This is a genomic window from Nostoc sp. TCL26-01 (assembly GCF_013393945.1).
Classification (GTDB): Bacteria; Cyanobacteriota; Cyanobacteriia; order Cyanobacteriales; family Nostocaceae; genus Trichormus.
The window spans coordinates 6,438,693-6,454,454 of the sequence record NZ_CP040297.1; the positions used below are offsets into that span (position 1 = coordinate 6,438,693).

Here is a 15,762-nt window from a genome sequence, read left to right on the forward strand (position 1 = left end):
TATGTATAATTACAACCCTTTAGAATGCCTACCTTCATCGGCGGAACTACCAGATTCTGATGACACTCCTGTGGATAACGAACTGCAAATATTAATTCCCAATTTATTGTTAGCCATCTTAGCTGCGATTTGGCAAACCCGTAATGACTGGTTTTTCGGTATCAATATGGGGATTTACCATACACCATTACAACCTGCTATTGTCCCCGATGGATTTTTGAGTTTGGGTGTTGAACGTTTTGTTGGAGAAAATGGACGTTCTAGTTACGTTTTTTGGGAAGAAGAAGGGATTGCACCCATTTTAGCTTTAGAAGTGATTTCTCAAACTTACAATGGCGAGTATGAACAAAAGAAAATAGATTATGCCCAATTAGGCATTTTATATTATGCCATTTATGCGCCTACACGGCTACGTCGTAAGCGTCAACGTTTAGAAGTTTATCGCTTAATTGAAGGTCAGTACATTTTACAACTCGGCGATAAAATTTGGATGCCGGAAATTGGTTTAGGTATCGGACGAGAACAGGGTACTTATCAAGGAAGAACACGAGAATGGTTGTTTTGGTATGACCAAGATGGTAACAGATACCAAACTCCTGAAGAGGTAAACGCACAACAGCAACAACAATTAGAACAAACTCAACAACAGCTTCAAGAACTTTTAGCCAGATTACAACAACAAGGTATTGACCCAAATTTACTATGAAATACCCCAGGCTCAAACTTTTGTTAGGTAAAGGTATTTCGTCGTAAGAGCCTATTTACATGGGTAAAAATCAGATGACAACATGGGTACTTGATACTGACCATGTTTCACAACTCTAACGAGGTCATCCAATAGTAGTTAGTAAAGTAGCTATTCCCAATTCCCCATTATTTACACCGACCTACTTAATTTATTATGTCCTTTAGCCAATTTTCGCCCACACAACCAGTTATTTTAGGCTTTGATCCGGGGAAAGATAAGTGTGGTTTAGCAGTGATGGGATTGGATCGGCAATTATGCTACCACCAAGTCGTCCCTTCTCCAGCAGCGATCGCCACTATTGATACCCTCAGACAACAGTTTCCCATATCTTTACTAGTCATGGGTAATCAAACTACAGCAAAACGCTGGAAACAACAGCTACAGGAAGAATTAGTCGAGCCTTTAAATGTGATTTTAGTAGACGAGCGCTACAGTACCTTAGAAGCACGCGATCGCTATTGGCAGATGTTTCCCCCTCAAGGACTAACTAAGCTACTACCACAAGGTATGCGCCAGCCACCACGCCCCATAGATGATATCGTCGCCATTCTCCTAATTGAAAGATATTTAAATCGTCTTAGTCAATAGTCAATGGTCATTAGTCATTAGTCAATGGTCAATGGTCAATGGTCATTAGTCATTCGACTTCCGACTTCTACTCAGCACTCCCTCACTCCTTCACTCCCTCACTCAGCACTCTCCTGTTTCATAACTGTGCGCGAATGGTAAAAGCATAATCCCCCCCTGGTTCTAGTTGATAATCTTGCTGTTCCAAAAAACGACCTAAAGGTTCTTTGATTAAGGCGCGTCCTTGGGAAGGTTTGACTAGGAGTTCTCCCCGACGGAAGTGCCATTGGAAATGCCACTCAAAGTCACCAGCACTCACTTCACCTTCCAAGAAGCCGTGTTGCCATGATTGGCGTGTAATTTTTACGTAAGCAGTAGTTTCCGGCAGACGTTTAGCACTCACAATGCTTGGTGTTAAATATGGAGCAAAAGCTAACTATGTAAGCTATCTTTTATTTACCAAACTTCTGTTAAATCGACAAACTGACAAAATAAGTATTTGTTGTCCTCAAAAGTCATCATTTGCTTACATCAAAGCTTAATACTAAACGGTTTAGTTTAATTTCATTAAAGTACTTGTTAAATGTAAATAACAATACCATATGTACAATTTGTAAATAAGTAGTATTTTTATGTATAAAATAAATAATTGTTTAGGATAAAGTCTGTTGCATATAGATTGCGATTAAGTATAAATTTAGTTTATTCTACCAACAGTACTTTAGCTTAATGCTGTTTGTTTAATAGAGGAGCAAACACTGAATCAGGGAAAATCATTGAATAATTACCCTAACTGCTTTGTTGTTTCCTTTTCTATTAACCGTACAGTATAAAATCTAAATTATCGATGATACCGTTTTGCATGAAGCCTTCTGTTTACTTGAATGTACACAAGACTATAAGGGCTTGCTGGCATGAGACTATCTGATGTAGATCCACTCATACCGATTATTCATTTAAAAGAAGAACTCCTCAAGTTGCCAAAAGGCTACTCATTTTACGAAGAAGAAGTCGTAGATTTTTTATCTAGACGAAGATGGCCTGAGTGCGATCGCCGTATTGATCGAACTACTTTTTGGCGTTGGAGAAATGATAACGAAATTGAACATCAAAAAATATTCAGTCGATTGGATCTGCTGAAACTCTGTCAAATCTGTGACCATTATCGAGTAGATGGAACTCGTAATGAATATCTGGAAATTATGAAAAAGAAAAAAGTGCCAGTACTCAATCGATGAGAACAATCAACAGTCAAAATCAACGTTTTTCGGCTAGTTCTGTGTCAGGATTTTCCAGGCTAGCAAACTAGTGCAATCTGCTTGACTTTAGCAAACTTTTGTGGGCTTGGGAATACGAGCTGTAAAGCATGACAAACCTTTGACATTGTATCAGTCCGATTAACTTAGGTTTCTTCGGAGAGTTTATATTTATACCTGCATCTTTTCAGATGTAGGTATTTATTTTTAATATAGCGGTTCTCGTTTGTATGCAATACGCTCTGACCTCTCTCCTACAAGGAGAGAGGCTTTGAATCTTGCTCCCCTTCCCTTGTAGGGAAGCAGGGTGGTTTCATACAAACAGAGAAAAAACAAAACTTTGTTTCAAAGCCTCTCCCCCCGTGGGGGAGAGGTTTGGAGAGGGGTCAAAACTTCTGCTACAAAGCGACAAATCAAGATGTATGTATTTTTCTTTTTTCGTATGAAACCACCCTGCCCTTCCCTTGTAGGGAAGGGGTTGGGGGTTAGGTCTGTATTGGACTCGATTGAGAAGCGCTATATACTCATATCTTGCACCAAGCGACTAGAAGTCGCGGCTACACAGGCAAAACCCGCCTGCGCGGGTTTCAAATGCTTGATGTTGCGTTAGTCCGCGTAGGCGGTGAGACCAGTCCTGTAGGCGGGTTTCCCGCCGTAGGGAACTGGCGGTAGCGAGCTTGCGAGCGTCAGGAACTTTGTTTGTATAGCCGCGATTTCTAATTGCTGAGGCTAGGTGCAAGTTAGGAGTATAAAAATATTTAATATTCCTATATCTAAAGTTAGAAAAAGAGCCAAGTAAATATATTCCTAAAGTCTCAATTAAAACAATCTGAAAGTATGAAGTTTTTAAAAAATATCTTGTTGAGAATAATCTTAGTATGATTTACTCCTTGATAAATTTTGTGATACTTATATGTTCTCCCTGGGAGATTACGTGCTTAATCAACAGTCTGGGCATTTAGGGAAAGTAGTTGGTTATGGAAACTACCTAATCAATAATGTACATACAGTGACGTTAAAAGTATTAGTAGCCGAAACAACGAATTCGCACAAGCGCGAATTCGTTGTTGAAGATACAGTTTCCGCTTGGATTCGCTGGTCTGTAGCATAAGATTTCTAAGTTTTGCTGGGAGTGGTGAGTAGTGAATAGTTAAGTCGTTTTTCTACTTGCCACGCGACTACTTTCCCGATAGCAATTGAGCAGAATTAAGATCCAAAAACAAATTTGCTTGTGGTTGTTGGCGGAGTATAGAAGCTGGGCAATTTATGCTGACTGTTGCTTGTAAGATTTCCTTGACTACCTGTGCTTTACGTTGTTCTGGTGCTAGACAAATTATTTTTTTAGCGGAACAAATCAAAGGTATAGTCACAGTAAAAGCATACTGAGGGACGCTATCGATATGAGGAAATTGACCAGTATTAACTTGTTGTTGGCGGTTAACTTGGTCAAGTTTGACTAGTTTAACGCTATGCGGATCGTGAAAATTGGCGACAGCAGGGTCATTAAAAGCCAAGTGTCCATTTTCACCAACTCCTAAGCAACATAAATCTATTGGTTGTGCTTGCAAAAGTTTGGTGTAGCGATCGCACTCTGCTAACGGTTCTAATGTATCACCTTCAATGTAGTGAAATTTCTGAGGCATTACTCGCTTTTCTACACGTTCTCGCAAATAGCGGCGAAAGCTAGCTGGATGATCAGCTGTAATTCCCAAATATTCATCTAAATGAAATAACGTAATTTTTGACCAATCTACATCACCCAAAGCAATCAACGCATCCAGAAATTTGAGTTGGGAATTTCCTGTTGCTAATAAGATGGCTGCTGTGTCTTGTTGTTGTAGCACAGACTGTAAATACTTGCCCACTATCACTGCAACATCTAAAGCCATTTCAGCCTCAGATTTGTATATTTGTACCGACAGATGATCAACATGAAAAAATTTTGTGGCAACTACCATTGGCTTCAACAGAATATTGTTAGTAATGTGGCGATAATTTAAGAAAAGGTAAAGAGTTTTACTACACTCAGCACTCTTCACTCTCCGACTTTCACGTCAGCACTCTTCAGATGATATTTGATTCCCTTTTCTAAGTTAGCAGCTATGACTAAAGACCGAAAACAATGTAGACTATGTAAATAAAGTTAACAATTATTTACATTTTAGCTAAACATCATGCTTGCTGCGATTCTTTTTGATTTAGACGGTACTATCGTCAACTCTGACCCCATACATTATCAAGCTTGGCAACAAATGCTATGGAAACATGGCATAGAAATGGATGAAACATTTTACAAGTCACGAATTAGTGGTCGATTAAACCCAGAAATTACTAGTGATATTTTGCCTCAATTGTCAACAGTAGAAGGGTTGAAATTTGCAGAAGAAAAAGAAGCACTTTTCCGCCAACTAGCTAGTAACCTGTCTCCAATAGCAGGATTTACAGAATTAATAGAATGGACACAAACACATCAATTAAACCGTGCATTAGTCACAAATGCTCCGCCATTGAATGCCGAATTTATGCTGGAAGTTTTGGGAATTACAGAAACTTTTCAGCAAATTGTCTTAGCAGATGATTGCATAGCGGGTAAACCTGATCCTGCACCTTATCAAGTTGCTTTACAAAAATTAGGGATTAAACCTGAAGAAGCGATCGCCTTAGAAGATTCTCCTTCCGGAATTCGTGCCGCAGTGGGTGCTGGTATCCGGACTATTGGTATTGCCTCCACTCACGATCCTAAAGCTTTGCAAGCAGTTGGTGCATTTCTAGTAATTCCCGATTTTACCGATTTGCAATTATGGACATTGCTCAATTCGCTCATAGAAGCAGATTTGAGTTTAGTGTAATTCATAATTCGTAATGAACCACGCTCATTACGAATTACCTTTTGCTCTACTCACTATTGCCATAATTTTTTCAAACTGAAAATTATGAGCTAAATCTAAAAAATACGCCTTTAAAGTAGTATTTTCAGGTATTATTTCTTCAATCAAAGGTAAAACTAAGTCATCGCTACATTGGGCAGCAGCATTATATACTTTTATCAGCCATTCTTTAGGCATTTGAGATAGTAAAGGTAGTACATCATCAGAAACAAAAAACTTTTCCTCACTTTTTGTTTGTTGATAACTTCCCTCTTGATAAAGATATTGTACACCCAGGTATTTACTCAGCTTTTCTAAGATTTGTTCTTTGGCAAAAGGCTTATAAATCAAATCATCACAACCAGCCAAAAGAATATCTTGGCGTTGTTCAGCAAAAGCATGAGCAGTAACAGCAATAATAAAAGTGTGAACAGAAGGGAAAATAGGGGTATCAGCAACTGTGTGGAGGTGAGAATCAACCTCCAAAGAGCGAATCAAACGAGTAGCAGCATAACCATCCATCACAGGCATACGCATATCCATAAAAATCAACTGAGGATGCCAGTGTTGCCAGAGAGCAACAGCCTCATCACCATTGGTAGCTTCGAGAACAAAAAAGCCAACAGAAGAAAGCAGTTTCACCAGCAACAAGCGACTATCAGCAACATCATCAACAACCAAGATGCGGTATTGAGCTTGATGAGGAGCTAAACCAATCACAGCCAAAGGATGAGAAGCAACAGAAACATCAGCAGCAGCAACTAAACCCACAGGAAGAGAAAAGCGAAAAGTACTACCAACGCCGACAGTACTAGAAACAGAAATCACACCCCCCATCAATTCAACATATTTACGACTAATAGCTAAACCCAGCCCAGTACCCTGTTGAGATTTACGTCCACTTTCAGTTTGGGCAAAAGCGTCAAACAAAAAATCAAGTTCTGCAGGAAAAATGCCAATCCCGGTGTCTTGGATCTCGAAGAGGAGGGAGGAGGGGGAAGGGGGAGAGAGGGGGAGGGGGAGATGGGGAGAGGGGGGGAAAGAATCTATATAAGTATTCTCCCCTTGTCCCCTTGTCACGCCAGTCACCTCAACGGGGGAAACCCCCGCACGGTGCTGGCTCCCCTTGTCCCCTTGTCCCCTCGTCTCCTTGTCCCCTTGTCCCCTTTTCTCCAGGCTGACTCTCAATGTGACTGTGCCTGTTTCCGTAAATTTGATAGCGTTACCGATGATGTTGAGTAGGACTTGGCGTAGTTTGTTTTCGTCTGTTTGGATGTGTTGGGGTAGGTTGGCGGCGTAGATAAATTGCAGTTGTAATCCTTTGGCTGTGGCTCGATTGAGTAACATTTCTTCCAGGTTATCCAACAGACTCATTAAATCAAAGTTGTTGATATTGAGTGTGGTTTTGCCTGCTTCGATTTTTGACATTTCTAGGATGTCATTGATCAGGTTGAGCAGGTGTTCCCCTGCTCGGTTGATGATGCTCAGGTTCTGTTGATTTTCGGCTGAGAGTGTTTTGTCTTGGCTCATGATTTGCGTGAACCCTAGTATGGCGTTGAGTGGTGTTCGCAATTCGTGGCTCATGTTGGCTAGGAATTCGCTTTTGGCGCTGTTTGCTGCATCTGCGGCAATGACGGCTGCTTGTAGTGCTTGTGACTGTCGTTGTGTTTGTTCTAGCAATTGTGCTTGTTGTAAGGCTACACCAAGTTGGTTGCCAATCTGCACGACAATATTGATTTCGCCAGTTTTCCACTGACGGGGGCTAGAGTTTTGGTAACTTGCCAATAATCCCCAAAGTTGATCACCACAGAGAATCGGAACAATGATGTATGCTTTGGCTTGTAGGCGCTCCAAGAATTTAAGGTAACAAGAATCAAACCCGGCTTGGTAGATGTCAGGGACACATAGGAAACTTGTACCTTCAGGAGATTGTGGATAATTTTTTTGTAATTGTTTGCCTGCGTGGTGAAACATTTTGAGACTACAGCGATCGCTTTTTAATGTACCCTGTGTTAAATGTGGGTCATTTTGATATTCTTCTATGAGGGAAATCCAACCTGTCTCTACAGATTCGGCCACAAATTCGCCACTCCATTGAGGGTGGAAACGATAGACGACAACACGATCGCAATTGAGTACTTGACGTAATTCTTCTGTCGTCGCTGTAAATATTTTTGCCAAATCTAGAGTTTGGCGCATACGTTGAATTACTTGAGCGATCGCTCTTTCTCGTTCGGCACTTTCTTTGAGGGCTTCTTGGGCGCGTTTACGGGCGCTAATTTCTACCATCACTTTACCCACACCAGAGGGACGATTCCTTTCCCCAGGAATGGGAAAATAAGAAACTAAAAAGTGACGTAAACTATCCGGCTCCTCAGATGCCGGGATACTGAGTTCTAGATTGAGAATTGGTTGATTAGTTATAAGTACTTGTTGGCAGAATGGTAAAACCAAAGGAGCGATTTGGGGGGCTATTTCCTGGAGTGTCTTGCCGATATGCTCTGTAATCGGGTGACCATGAATATCTGCTATTAACTCATTGATTTGCACAAATCGCAGTTGATTATCTAAAATAGTCATGCCTACAGGCGCACCACTAAAAAAAGCCTTGAGACGAGCTTCCCGCAGTTCCAGTTCTTTTTCAAGAATTTTGCGTTCTGTGATATCTTTGTGAGTGCCTGTCATCCGTAAAGGTACGCCCTGTTCATTGCGTTCGACAATCTGACCACGAGACTGAATCCATTTCCATTCACCAGAAGCACAACGCATCCTAAATTCCATCTCATAAACAGGGGTAATTCCTTGCAAATGATCTGTAATAGCTGACTTGACAGCTAAAAGGTCTTGGGGATGTAGAAGTTCTTGATTGGCTAGTTGATTTTCCGCAATTTCATTTTCTCCGTAGCCCAGCATTTTTTTCCATTGCCAGTCCCGATATATTTTACCTGTGCAGAGATTCCAATCCCACAAGCCTAGATCGCTGGCTTCTAAGGCTAGTTGTAAACGTTCTTCACTGTTTCTGTGGGCAGCTTCTATAAGTTTGCGTTGAATTAATCCGCCTAATTGGGTCGCTACAGCCCCCAAAAGCATCAGTAAACGCCTATCTAGTGGAACTGGAGTGCGTTTAAAAAAACCTAACACAGCTAATACTTCTCGCTCTGCCAAAATAGGAACACCAAAACCTGCTTTTAAACCTACCTTGGCTGCTTGTCGCGATCGCAAAAAGTATGGCTGTTTAACTAAAGATACATCTTCTAGCCATTCTGGTTGTTTGCTTTGCCAAACTCTTCCTGGCAGCCCTATACCTGAAACAAATGTAATATTCTGACTCTTAGTGCAGAATTCCTCCAAACTGCTTTCGTCACAGTAACAAACTAAACTATGTTCTAAAATATTCCCTTGTTCATTGGGTAGCCATGCTTCAGCAAAATCCCAACCAATAGTTTGGCAAATCAACCGCAAGACTAAAGTTAAAGCACTTTTGACATCAACTGCACGGGCGATCGCTTGCGTTGTTAATAGCAATAAACGGCTTTCTGTTTCTGCTTGCTTGCGTTCTGTGATATCTTTAGCTGTACCTAAAACGTATTTTTGTCCATCGATTTCGATCATTTCCGCACTAAATAGTGCTGTTTTAATTTCTCCACCACAAGTCCGAAAATCAACTTCGTGGTTACGAATTACTTTTGCTTGTCGAAGAATTTGGCCAATAAACACACATTCTTCAGGATTAACCCAAATATTTAATTCTCTATCGGTGTTACCAATCACTTGCGAACGAGAATATCCAAATAGGCGGCAAAAACTATCGTTAACTTCGATATAACGTGTTTCTGGGAACGTACATAAGACGATGGGGTCAGGCGATGCGCGAAAAGCTGATGCTAACTTTTGTTCTGAAATCCGAAATGCTGCTTGTGCTAATCGGCGTTCTCGTGCTTCTAATGCCAAGGATGCTAAATTGCTCAGAGAACGAGCAAAATTTTGATCTTCCGGTGTCCAATAATGGGCTAATCCCACCGCTTCCAAACATAAAACGCCAACAGTTTTACCTCCTAGACGAATAGGAGTATCTAACATGGATTTAATATTAAATTCTGCTAGATAAGTTTGGGAAAATTCTTGAGTCCTGGGGTCTGTGTGGGCATCTTCTGCGGCGATCGCTTCATCTTGATGCAAAGCTTGAAAATAGTCTGGATATTCTGCTACTGATAAGACTAATCCTTCACTGTGCTGATTGCGACTATCTTCAAACAAATCAATACACTGAATTTTTGTACCTGTTTCGTCATATAACCAAACACTCGCTCTTTCTACACCCAGATTCTTTGCACCAGCTACTGTAATTTCTATAAAAGCTGCTTTCAAATTATCTTGATATAACAATTGATTTTTTGCTAGTTTAGTTAAAACTAAATTATGATTACAAAGCTTAATAGTGCTAGATTGAGAATCTTTTTTTGTCTGTTTTTTGGATTTAATACTTTTATATCGGCTGGATGTATATGTCAGTAAAGTATCTGTATTATTTCCAATTATGAGATTTTTGATATCCGCATTAAACCCTACTGTTTGATGATTGGTAACTAACTCTTTATCCTGATTTTCTTTATCTGTAATTATGGCTAATTGATAATTGTTTTTCCCAAGGTTTTTATAGAGATTTTGTGTTGCTAAATAATTCTGAATCCTTAACAAACATTCTTCTTTTTGTAATGGTTTGGTAATAAAATCAGCAACACCTAATTGGAAATATTTCCACTGCGTAGCTAGTTGTTCTCTGAAAATTAGTAAAATTATAGATATATCTTGAGTTTGGGCATTGGCTTTTAAATTTTGGCAAATTTCTTGTCCCTGACTTGGAGAAATAGCACCGTCTAGTAAAATCAAATCAGGTCTACTTTTGTAGATAGTATTGATTACTGCTTTATCAGCAGCAACCCTTTGTAAAAAATATTTTGTCCCCTGGAAAAATTCTATTAAAAAATTATTATTTTCTAAATGGTTATCAATTAATAAAATATTTGTTTGGGGGGAATTCATAAAACACACCAATTTACTATTAAAAAATCAAAAAAACAAATAGCTTGATAAAAATCTGTTATTACCTAAGTAAAATTGGTAAATCTAACTTAATTGAGAAAAAACTATGTCAACTTAACTTAGCTAGTAATATTTTGACAATCAAAAATTATTTTGGCAATTGCTGACAACAAGAATGAACATCTACTGCTAACCGTCGAGATAGTACAAAAATACTATATATTACCAAGAACACTGAATTTGATGAGTGGTGAGCAAAGATTTTAGTGTTGATTGTCCTAGTAAACCCAGACTAGCATTAAATTTAGAGTAAATTTTAGCGATCGCCAAGCCGGAGCAAGATCAAAAATAGCGCAAGAACAACTCATTCTCTAGGTTGTTAAATTAGATGCTATTTCGTCACATCAATAGCAGCGTAGCAACTAGTCTTGAGCAAAGATAAATTTACTAAGCCCCGTTGGGGCGGGTGTAGGGGTGTGAACAGTGAATGTTTATTAACTGGTAACTGATAACTGATAACTGTTTACTGTTTACACCCTTAAACCCTTACACTCCTAGTGAAGGAAAATTATGGAAACTCAGTCAAATAACCCATCCATAACACCCCCAGATATTCCCTCTGGCTATTTAAACATTATGGGTTACATCGATGAGTCAGAGGTAAATGGCCCTGGTTGTCGTGCTGTCATTTGGGTACAAGGCTGTCCCCGTGAATGTCCTGGCTGTTTTAATCCTGCTTCGTGGACATTTGAAATCAACGAATTGGTTACTGTTGATAGTCTCGTCGAACGCATTTTGAGCAAACCGCAAAATCAAGGTGTAACATTCTCTGGTGGAGAACCCTTTTGGCAAGCACCCGCATTGGCAGAACTAGCTCATCAGCTCAAAACTGCTGGCTTAAATGTTATGTCTTTTACAGGATTTACTCTCAAGCAACTACAATCTGCCTCAGCCCCTCCAGGTTCTCAAGCATTATTAGAACAACTAGATATCTTGATTGATGGGCCATTTGTCGAATCTTTAGCGATTAACGCACCTGATTCCCCTGTTTCTTCCAGAAATCAAACAATCCATATCTTTAACCCAGCTTTTGCCGATAAAATTACTTGGGCTAGCGACCAAATAGAAGTGCATATTCTCAAAGATGGCAACCGAATTGTGACTGGTTATCAAGGTTGGTGGGAATTGACATAAATTCGTTGCATTGTATCGTGGGTAGAGACGTTGCATTGCAACGTCTCTACAGTTGGTATCGCCACAACGTAAAATAAATTCAAAGATAAGTTATCCGTAATTATGCTCACGTTGACGCAAATTCAACCACCAAACCCTAATTTAACCGTCATTTTGACGCTAGCACTCACCGCAGAAGAACGGACACGCTCTCGTCACCGCTTTGAAATGGCAGATGGTAGGGTGGTGTTTTTGCGTTTACCCAGAGGGACAATGCTTAGGGAGGGTGATATCTTGCAAGATGAAAGCAACGGTAGTTTCATCAGAATCGCGGCTAAACCAGAACCAGTCATGACGATATTTGCGCCAACTCCACTTTTATTAATGCGAGCAGCCTATCATCTAGGGAATCGTCATGTACCTGTAGAAATTACGCCAAACTATTTACGCCTATCACCTGATCCTGTGTTACGCACCATGTTAGAACACATGGAATTAGCAATTACAGAAGAAATTACCCCATTTCAGCCAGAATTGGGCGCTTATGGACACCATCACCCTCACTGATCTTAATTTACTGCATATATTACAACTAGCTAGTTCTGCTTTACCTGTAGGAGCTTATAGCTATTCGGAAGGATTGGAAACCTTAGTAGAAAACGGTTCAGTGACCAATCAAGAAGCGCTGAAACATTGGTTAGAAGCAGAATTAAGTTATGGGGCAATTCGCACAGAAGCGGCAATCATAGTTAGAGCTAATCAAGCCGCAACCATCGGTGATATGGCAGCATTACGCTACTGGAATCACTGGTTATCGGCGGCGAGAGAAACCCAAGAATTACGCAATTCTAGCTGGCAGATGGGGCGATCGCTCATGCAGTTACTTGGTAAAATACAACCACAAACTCTACCTTTAGCTGAAGTTGTGGGTCATCGGTGTAATTATGCGATCGCTTTTGCGATTGCTACTGCTCATTGGCAAATCAATACACCAGTCGCCTTGCTAGGATATCTCCACAGTTGGGCAACCAATTTAATTACATCTGGTGTAAAACTCATCCCTTTAGGACAAACAGCTGGGCAAGAATTACTCCTGCAACTGCAACCTTTGATTAATACCACAACTCAAGCAGTTTTGACTCTACCAGATGATGAACTTGCCTCTTGTAGTTGGGGTTTGGCTTTAGCCAGTATGCAGCATGAAACCCAGTATACAAGGTTGTTTAGAAGTTAACAGGAGTCAGGAGTCAGTCTATTGCTGACGGATGTATTCTTCTTTAACTCAAGGCAAAATTTCTAGCTATTAGACATCTGGTGAAAATGAGTGTAGAGACGTTGCAGTGCAACGTCTCTACAAGGATTTCGGGCAACGCAGAATTAAATTCGGTCGATGCCTATTGTAGTGATCAGCATAACTTGCAAAAAAAACGTTACACAGACTTGTAAAATTTCTCCCATTGCCACACTAATATTAAAACTAACAGAGTAGTTAAAGCCACCCTTTTCTATAAGAGGGAATATCGGCAAACAATCAGGAAGCAACTCCAGTGGCTAAACATCAATCAAAACAGCACTCACAACCACAAGTTTCCAGCACAGGAACAGAGTTGACAGAAAACTCCTTCAGGATGCAACTAGAAGCATTGCTGAAGCAGAAAAAATATCGGCAAGCCTTGGAAGAAATTAAAAAAATCCAGCGATCGCACCCGGAAATTGAATTTATGCCTCCAGAAGCAGAAATTTGGTTGCTGCGGGGACAGCAGGAATGGCAAAAGCAAGATTTTAAACAAGCAGAAAAATCCTTTGGACGCGCTCTAGAATTGGGTTTAGTGGGAGATGTTCACTATTGGCAAGCTAAATGTCTGCTGGAATTAAATAAGTTGGATGCTGCCCTGAAGTTAATCCATGATGCTTTTGAGGCAGGTACTCTGATTAAAGATTACAGCATCTGTTATCTAAAACTCCTATTGCTCAAAGGAGATATCGCCAAAGTCGAGGAGTTAATTGACAAACAATCCAAACGCTTTAGTGCTGCTCAACTTCATTGGGTACGGGGAGTACTGGCTCTTAAACATGGACAACCAATGTCCGCTTTGACATCTTTCTACAAAATTAAGCGTCCTATCACACCAGAAGATTTACCAATTGCTTGGGTTATTTACGGTCAGCAGATGAATGGTAATTGGCAGGTGGCGGCGAATTTGTTGGGTTTGCAATCATCTAGATCCATGTTCAGCAAACCCAAATATTTAGAACATCCCATTTTAGAGCGCTTGGCTAATGTGCAACAGGCAAAGACCAAAGAACCACCCCTAGAACCCCGGAATCTGCAACGAGAAGATCCCGCTACTCAAGACGCACTATCAGCCCTAGCAATTGTACAACTCATTAATGAAGGTAATCATCATGATGCAGCCCATGTCTGGTTGAGAAGAGAACCACGTTCAACGCGCTTCCCAGAACTAGAGACTCTGCGGAAGGATTTGTTCATCCTTGCTGGTCAACAAGCACTGACCCAAAGACAAACAGAATGTGCAGAGCGCTTTTGGCAACCTTTGTTAACCGAAAAACCCTTCAACCCCCAATTAGCAGTCAATCTGTTAGAAGTTTTGGATGCTAATGATTCTCAGAAAGAACGTCAAAAGGTTTTAACTCAATTTTTGCGGTGGCTGGAGCAGGAAGGCAAACAAAAACCCCAAGAATGGCCAGATACACGCTTAAAGCCAACCTTAGCCCATCTCCACTGCTGGATGGCAGATACTTACATGGCACTAGATCGGGAACGCACCGCTTTAGGAGCATTGCAACAAGCAGAACGCATCTGTCCCACATCGCCAGAAGTATTGGGACGCAAAGGCTTATTTGCGGCTATGGAAGAAAACTATGATCAAGCGATCGCCTTGATTACCCAAGCCATTGAAGGGGGGTGTCGATATGAAGAAGTTTACAATGCCTTACTGGCTTCTTGGGAAGAACTAGGAGATAAACAAGCACTGACTGAAGCCCGTCGCCGCTTTGGTAAACACTTTGGCGACTTTAATGTGGAAGCTGAAGTAGAAGTATTACCTTGGATAGATGCACTATCTACATTAAGTTATGGCTTATTTAGTCGTTTAGTGCAGACAGAAAATCCCCAAGATCCAGCCATCCGCGCTTGTCAGATATTCGTGAATGCAGTCAAAAGTCAGCCCAATTCCGGTGGTCGAGTTTCCTTAGACCAAAAAGCAGCTACCCAACAATGGGATACTCTCCTGCAAAAATTATCTGGGGGTGAACAAATTCCAGTATTGCAGGCGATCGCTCTGGCAATTCATCTGTTTGCTAAACGAGAAAAAGGCATCGCGGCATTAATCAGTCAGTATCTGCAAAAATTGTCCCCCCTATCAACCGAACACCCAGAAGCCAGAGTTGCCCATATAGTCGTCTTAGCTGTCAAAGAAAGCAGTCCCCAAAAATTAGAGTATCCTGTACTATTCTACCTCCAATCCATGCCCCAACCAGGCAATGCTCTAGCAAACATTCAACTGCAAGCGCGGCGTTTTGGCTGGATTACCACACTAATTCCGGCTCTAGAAGAAGCATTACGTCGAGAACCTCAAAACCCATTACTGTTATTAGCTAGAGCTACCACCTACCCCATAAATCATCCCAAGTACGAAGAACTCAAGCAAGCAGGATTTGAATTAGCTCGTCGCTTACAAGATGCCAAAGCATTACAAGCATTTCGAGAAGAACAAGCATTTCTTTCTGCCAGAGAAACGCAAAGTGTCATGCCAGATCCAGAGAAATTTGACAATCTGAATATGTCAGATATGGATAATTTATTAGAATCAATGCTGCAAAAATTATTTGGCAACAAAATTCCTCAAGCTGAGTTTACAAGAATGCTGCCAGAACTAAAAGCGATGATGTTAAACAGTATGCCTGATTTCTCAGATGATGATGAGGAGGAAGAAGATGAACTAGATGTAGAATCTTTCTTTAGAGAGTTATCTTCTAAATCTAAAAAAAGCAAAGGTAGAAATAAACGTGGTTTTTCAGAATTGTTTTAATCTAGTCAGCAGGTAATTACTCAACACTAACTTTTTATAGGAATCATATTTGATTT

The 15,762-nt window shown here is 40.5% G+C and carries 12 protein-coding genes; 9 read left to right on the forward strand and 3 right to left on the reverse strand.

The features are described 5' to 3' along the window. The first annotated feature begins 1 nt into the window (after window position 1). Both FD725_RS27870 and FD725_RS27875 read left to right on the forward strand, forming a co-directional pair. Window positions 2-706 carry a Uma2 family endonuclease gene (locus FD725_RS27870; protein ID WP_179051118.1) on the forward strand — a complete coding sequence of 235 codons (705 nt, stop codon included), beginning with the start codon at window positions 2-4 and terminating at the stop codon, window positions 704-706. A 195-nt stretch (window positions 707-901) separates the two neighbouring features. Next, complete coding sequence (locus tag FD725_RS27875; protein ID WP_179051119.1) at window positions 902-1,336, forward strand: pre-16S rRNA-processing nuclease YqgF; 435 nt, start codon at window positions 902-904, stop codon at window positions 1,334-1,336. 118 nt (window positions 1,337-1,454) lie between these two features. Here the strand turns inward: FD725_RS27875 and FD725_RS27880 are convergent, their stop codons facing one another. After that, a complete protein-coding gene (locus tag FD725_RS27880) occupies window positions 1,455-1,718 on the reverse strand; it encodes a DUF3146 family protein (protein ID WP_179051120.1) in 264 nt (87 codons plus the stop codon). A 511-nt stretch (window positions 1,719-2,229) separates the two neighbouring features. Between FD725_RS27880 and FD725_RS27885 the strand changes: the two genes are divergently transcribed. Both FD725_RS27885 and FD725_RS27890 read left to right on the forward strand, forming a co-directional pair. Continuing rightward, a complete protein-coding gene (locus FD725_RS27885; RefSeq protein WP_179051121.1) occupies window positions 2,230-2,553 on the forward strand; it encodes a hypothetical protein in 324 nt (107 codons plus the stop codon). 952 nt (window positions 2,554-3,505) lie between these two features. Beyond that, entirely contained in the window at window positions 3,506-3,682 is a 177-nt protein-coding gene (locus tag FD725_RS27890) for a hypothetical protein (RefSeq protein ID WP_256871798.1), read from the forward strand. Window positions 3,683-3,749: 67 nt separating this feature from the next. On the opposite strand, the gene FD725_RS27895 is transcribed toward FD725_RS27890, so the two are convergent. Beyond that, a complete protein-coding gene (locus tag FD725_RS27895; protein ID WP_179051123.1) occupies window positions 3,750-4,529 on the reverse strand; it encodes a glucosamine-6-phosphate deaminase in 780 nt (259 codons plus the stop codon). A 216-nt stretch (window positions 4,530-4,745) separates the two neighbouring features. On the opposite strand from FD725_RS27895, the gene FD725_RS27900 reads away from it, so the two are divergent. Continuing rightward, window positions 4,746-5,420, forward strand: a complete 675-nt coding sequence (locus FD725_RS27900; protein WP_179051124.1) for an HAD family phosphatase — start codon at window positions 4,746-4,748, stop codon at window positions 5,418-5,420. A gap of 27 nt (window positions 5,421-5,447) precedes the next feature. Here the strand turns inward: FD725_RS27900 and FD725_RS27905 are convergent, their stop codons facing one another. After that, window positions 5,448-10,481, reverse strand: coding sequence for a GAF domain-containing protein (locus FD725_RS27905; protein ID WP_179051125.1), 5,034 nt, complete (start codon window positions 10,479-10,481; stop codon window positions 5,448-5,450). Between the two features lie 570 nt (window positions 10,482-11,051). On the opposite strand from FD725_RS27905, the gene FD725_RS27910 reads away from it, so the two are divergent. The 4 genes from FD725_RS27910 to FD725_RS27925 all read left to right on the forward strand — a co-directional run bounded on the left by FD725_RS27910 (window position 11,052) and on the right by FD725_RS27925 (window position 15,706). Beyond that, complete coding sequence (locus FD725_RS27910) at window positions 11,052-11,675, forward strand: 4Fe-4S single cluster domain-containing protein (protein ID WP_179051126.1); 624 nt, start codon at window positions 11,052-11,054, stop codon at window positions 11,673-11,675. A gap of 102 nt (window positions 11,676-11,777) precedes the next feature. Continuing rightward, a complete protein-coding gene (gene ureE / locus FD725_RS27915) occupies window positions 11,778-12,221 on the forward strand; it encodes an urease accessory protein UreE (RefSeq protein ID WP_179051127.1) in 444 nt (147 codons plus the stop codon). Further along, window positions 12,199-12,888 (forward strand): urease accessory protein UreF, encoded by a 690-nt coding sequence (locus FD725_RS27920; protein WP_179051128.1) that lies wholly within the window; start codon window positions 12,199-12,201, stop codon window positions 12,886-12,888. The genes ureE and FD725_RS27920 overlap by 23 nt, the downstream gene beginning before the upstream one ends. A 313-nt stretch (window positions 12,889-13,201) precedes the next feature. Continuing rightward, window positions 13,202-15,706, forward strand: coding sequence for a tetratricopeptide repeat protein (locus FD725_RS27925; protein WP_179051129.1), 2,505 nt, complete (start codon window positions 13,202-13,204; stop codon window positions 15,704-15,706). Window positions 15,707-15,762 lie beyond the last annotated feature (56 nt).

What these genes read in the sequence shown, in the direction of transcription:
- FD725_RS27900 (WP_179051124.1), top strand. Translation starts at nt 4,746, where the DNA reads ATGCTTGCTGCGATTCTTTTTGATTTAGACGGTACTATCGTCAACTCT.
- FD725_RS27875 (WP_179051119.1), top strand. Translation starts at nt 902, where the DNA reads ATGTCCTTTAGCCAATTTTCGCCCACACAACCAGTTATTTTAGGCTTT.
- FD725_RS27920 (WP_179051128.1), top strand. Translation starts at nt 12,199, where the DNA reads ATGGACACCATCACCCTCACTGATCTTAATTTACTGCATATATTACAA.
- FD725_RS27895 (WP_179051123.1), bottom strand. Translation starts at nt 4,529, where the DNA reads ATGGTAGTTGCCACAAAATTTTTTCATGTTGATCATCTGTCGGTACAA.
- FD725_RS27870 (WP_179051118.1), top strand. Translation starts at nt 2, where the DNA reads ATGTATAATTACAACCCTTTAGAATGCCTACCTTCATCGGCGGAACTA.
- FD725_RS27905 (WP_179051125.1), bottom strand. Translation starts at nt 10,481, where the DNA reads ATGAATTCCCCCCAAACAAATATTTTATTAATTGATAACCATTTAGAA.
- ureE (WP_179051127.1), top strand. Translation starts at nt 11,778, where the DNA reads ATGCTCACGTTGACGCAAATTCAACCACCAAACCCTAATTTAACCGTC.
- FD725_RS27910 (WP_179051126.1), top strand. Translation starts at nt 11,052, where the DNA reads ATGGAAACTCAGTCAAATAACCCATCCATAACACCCCCAGATATTCCC.
- FD725_RS27885 (WP_179051121.1), top strand. Translation starts at nt 2,230, where the DNA reads ATGAGACTATCTGATGTAGATCCACTCATACCGATTATTCATTTAAAA.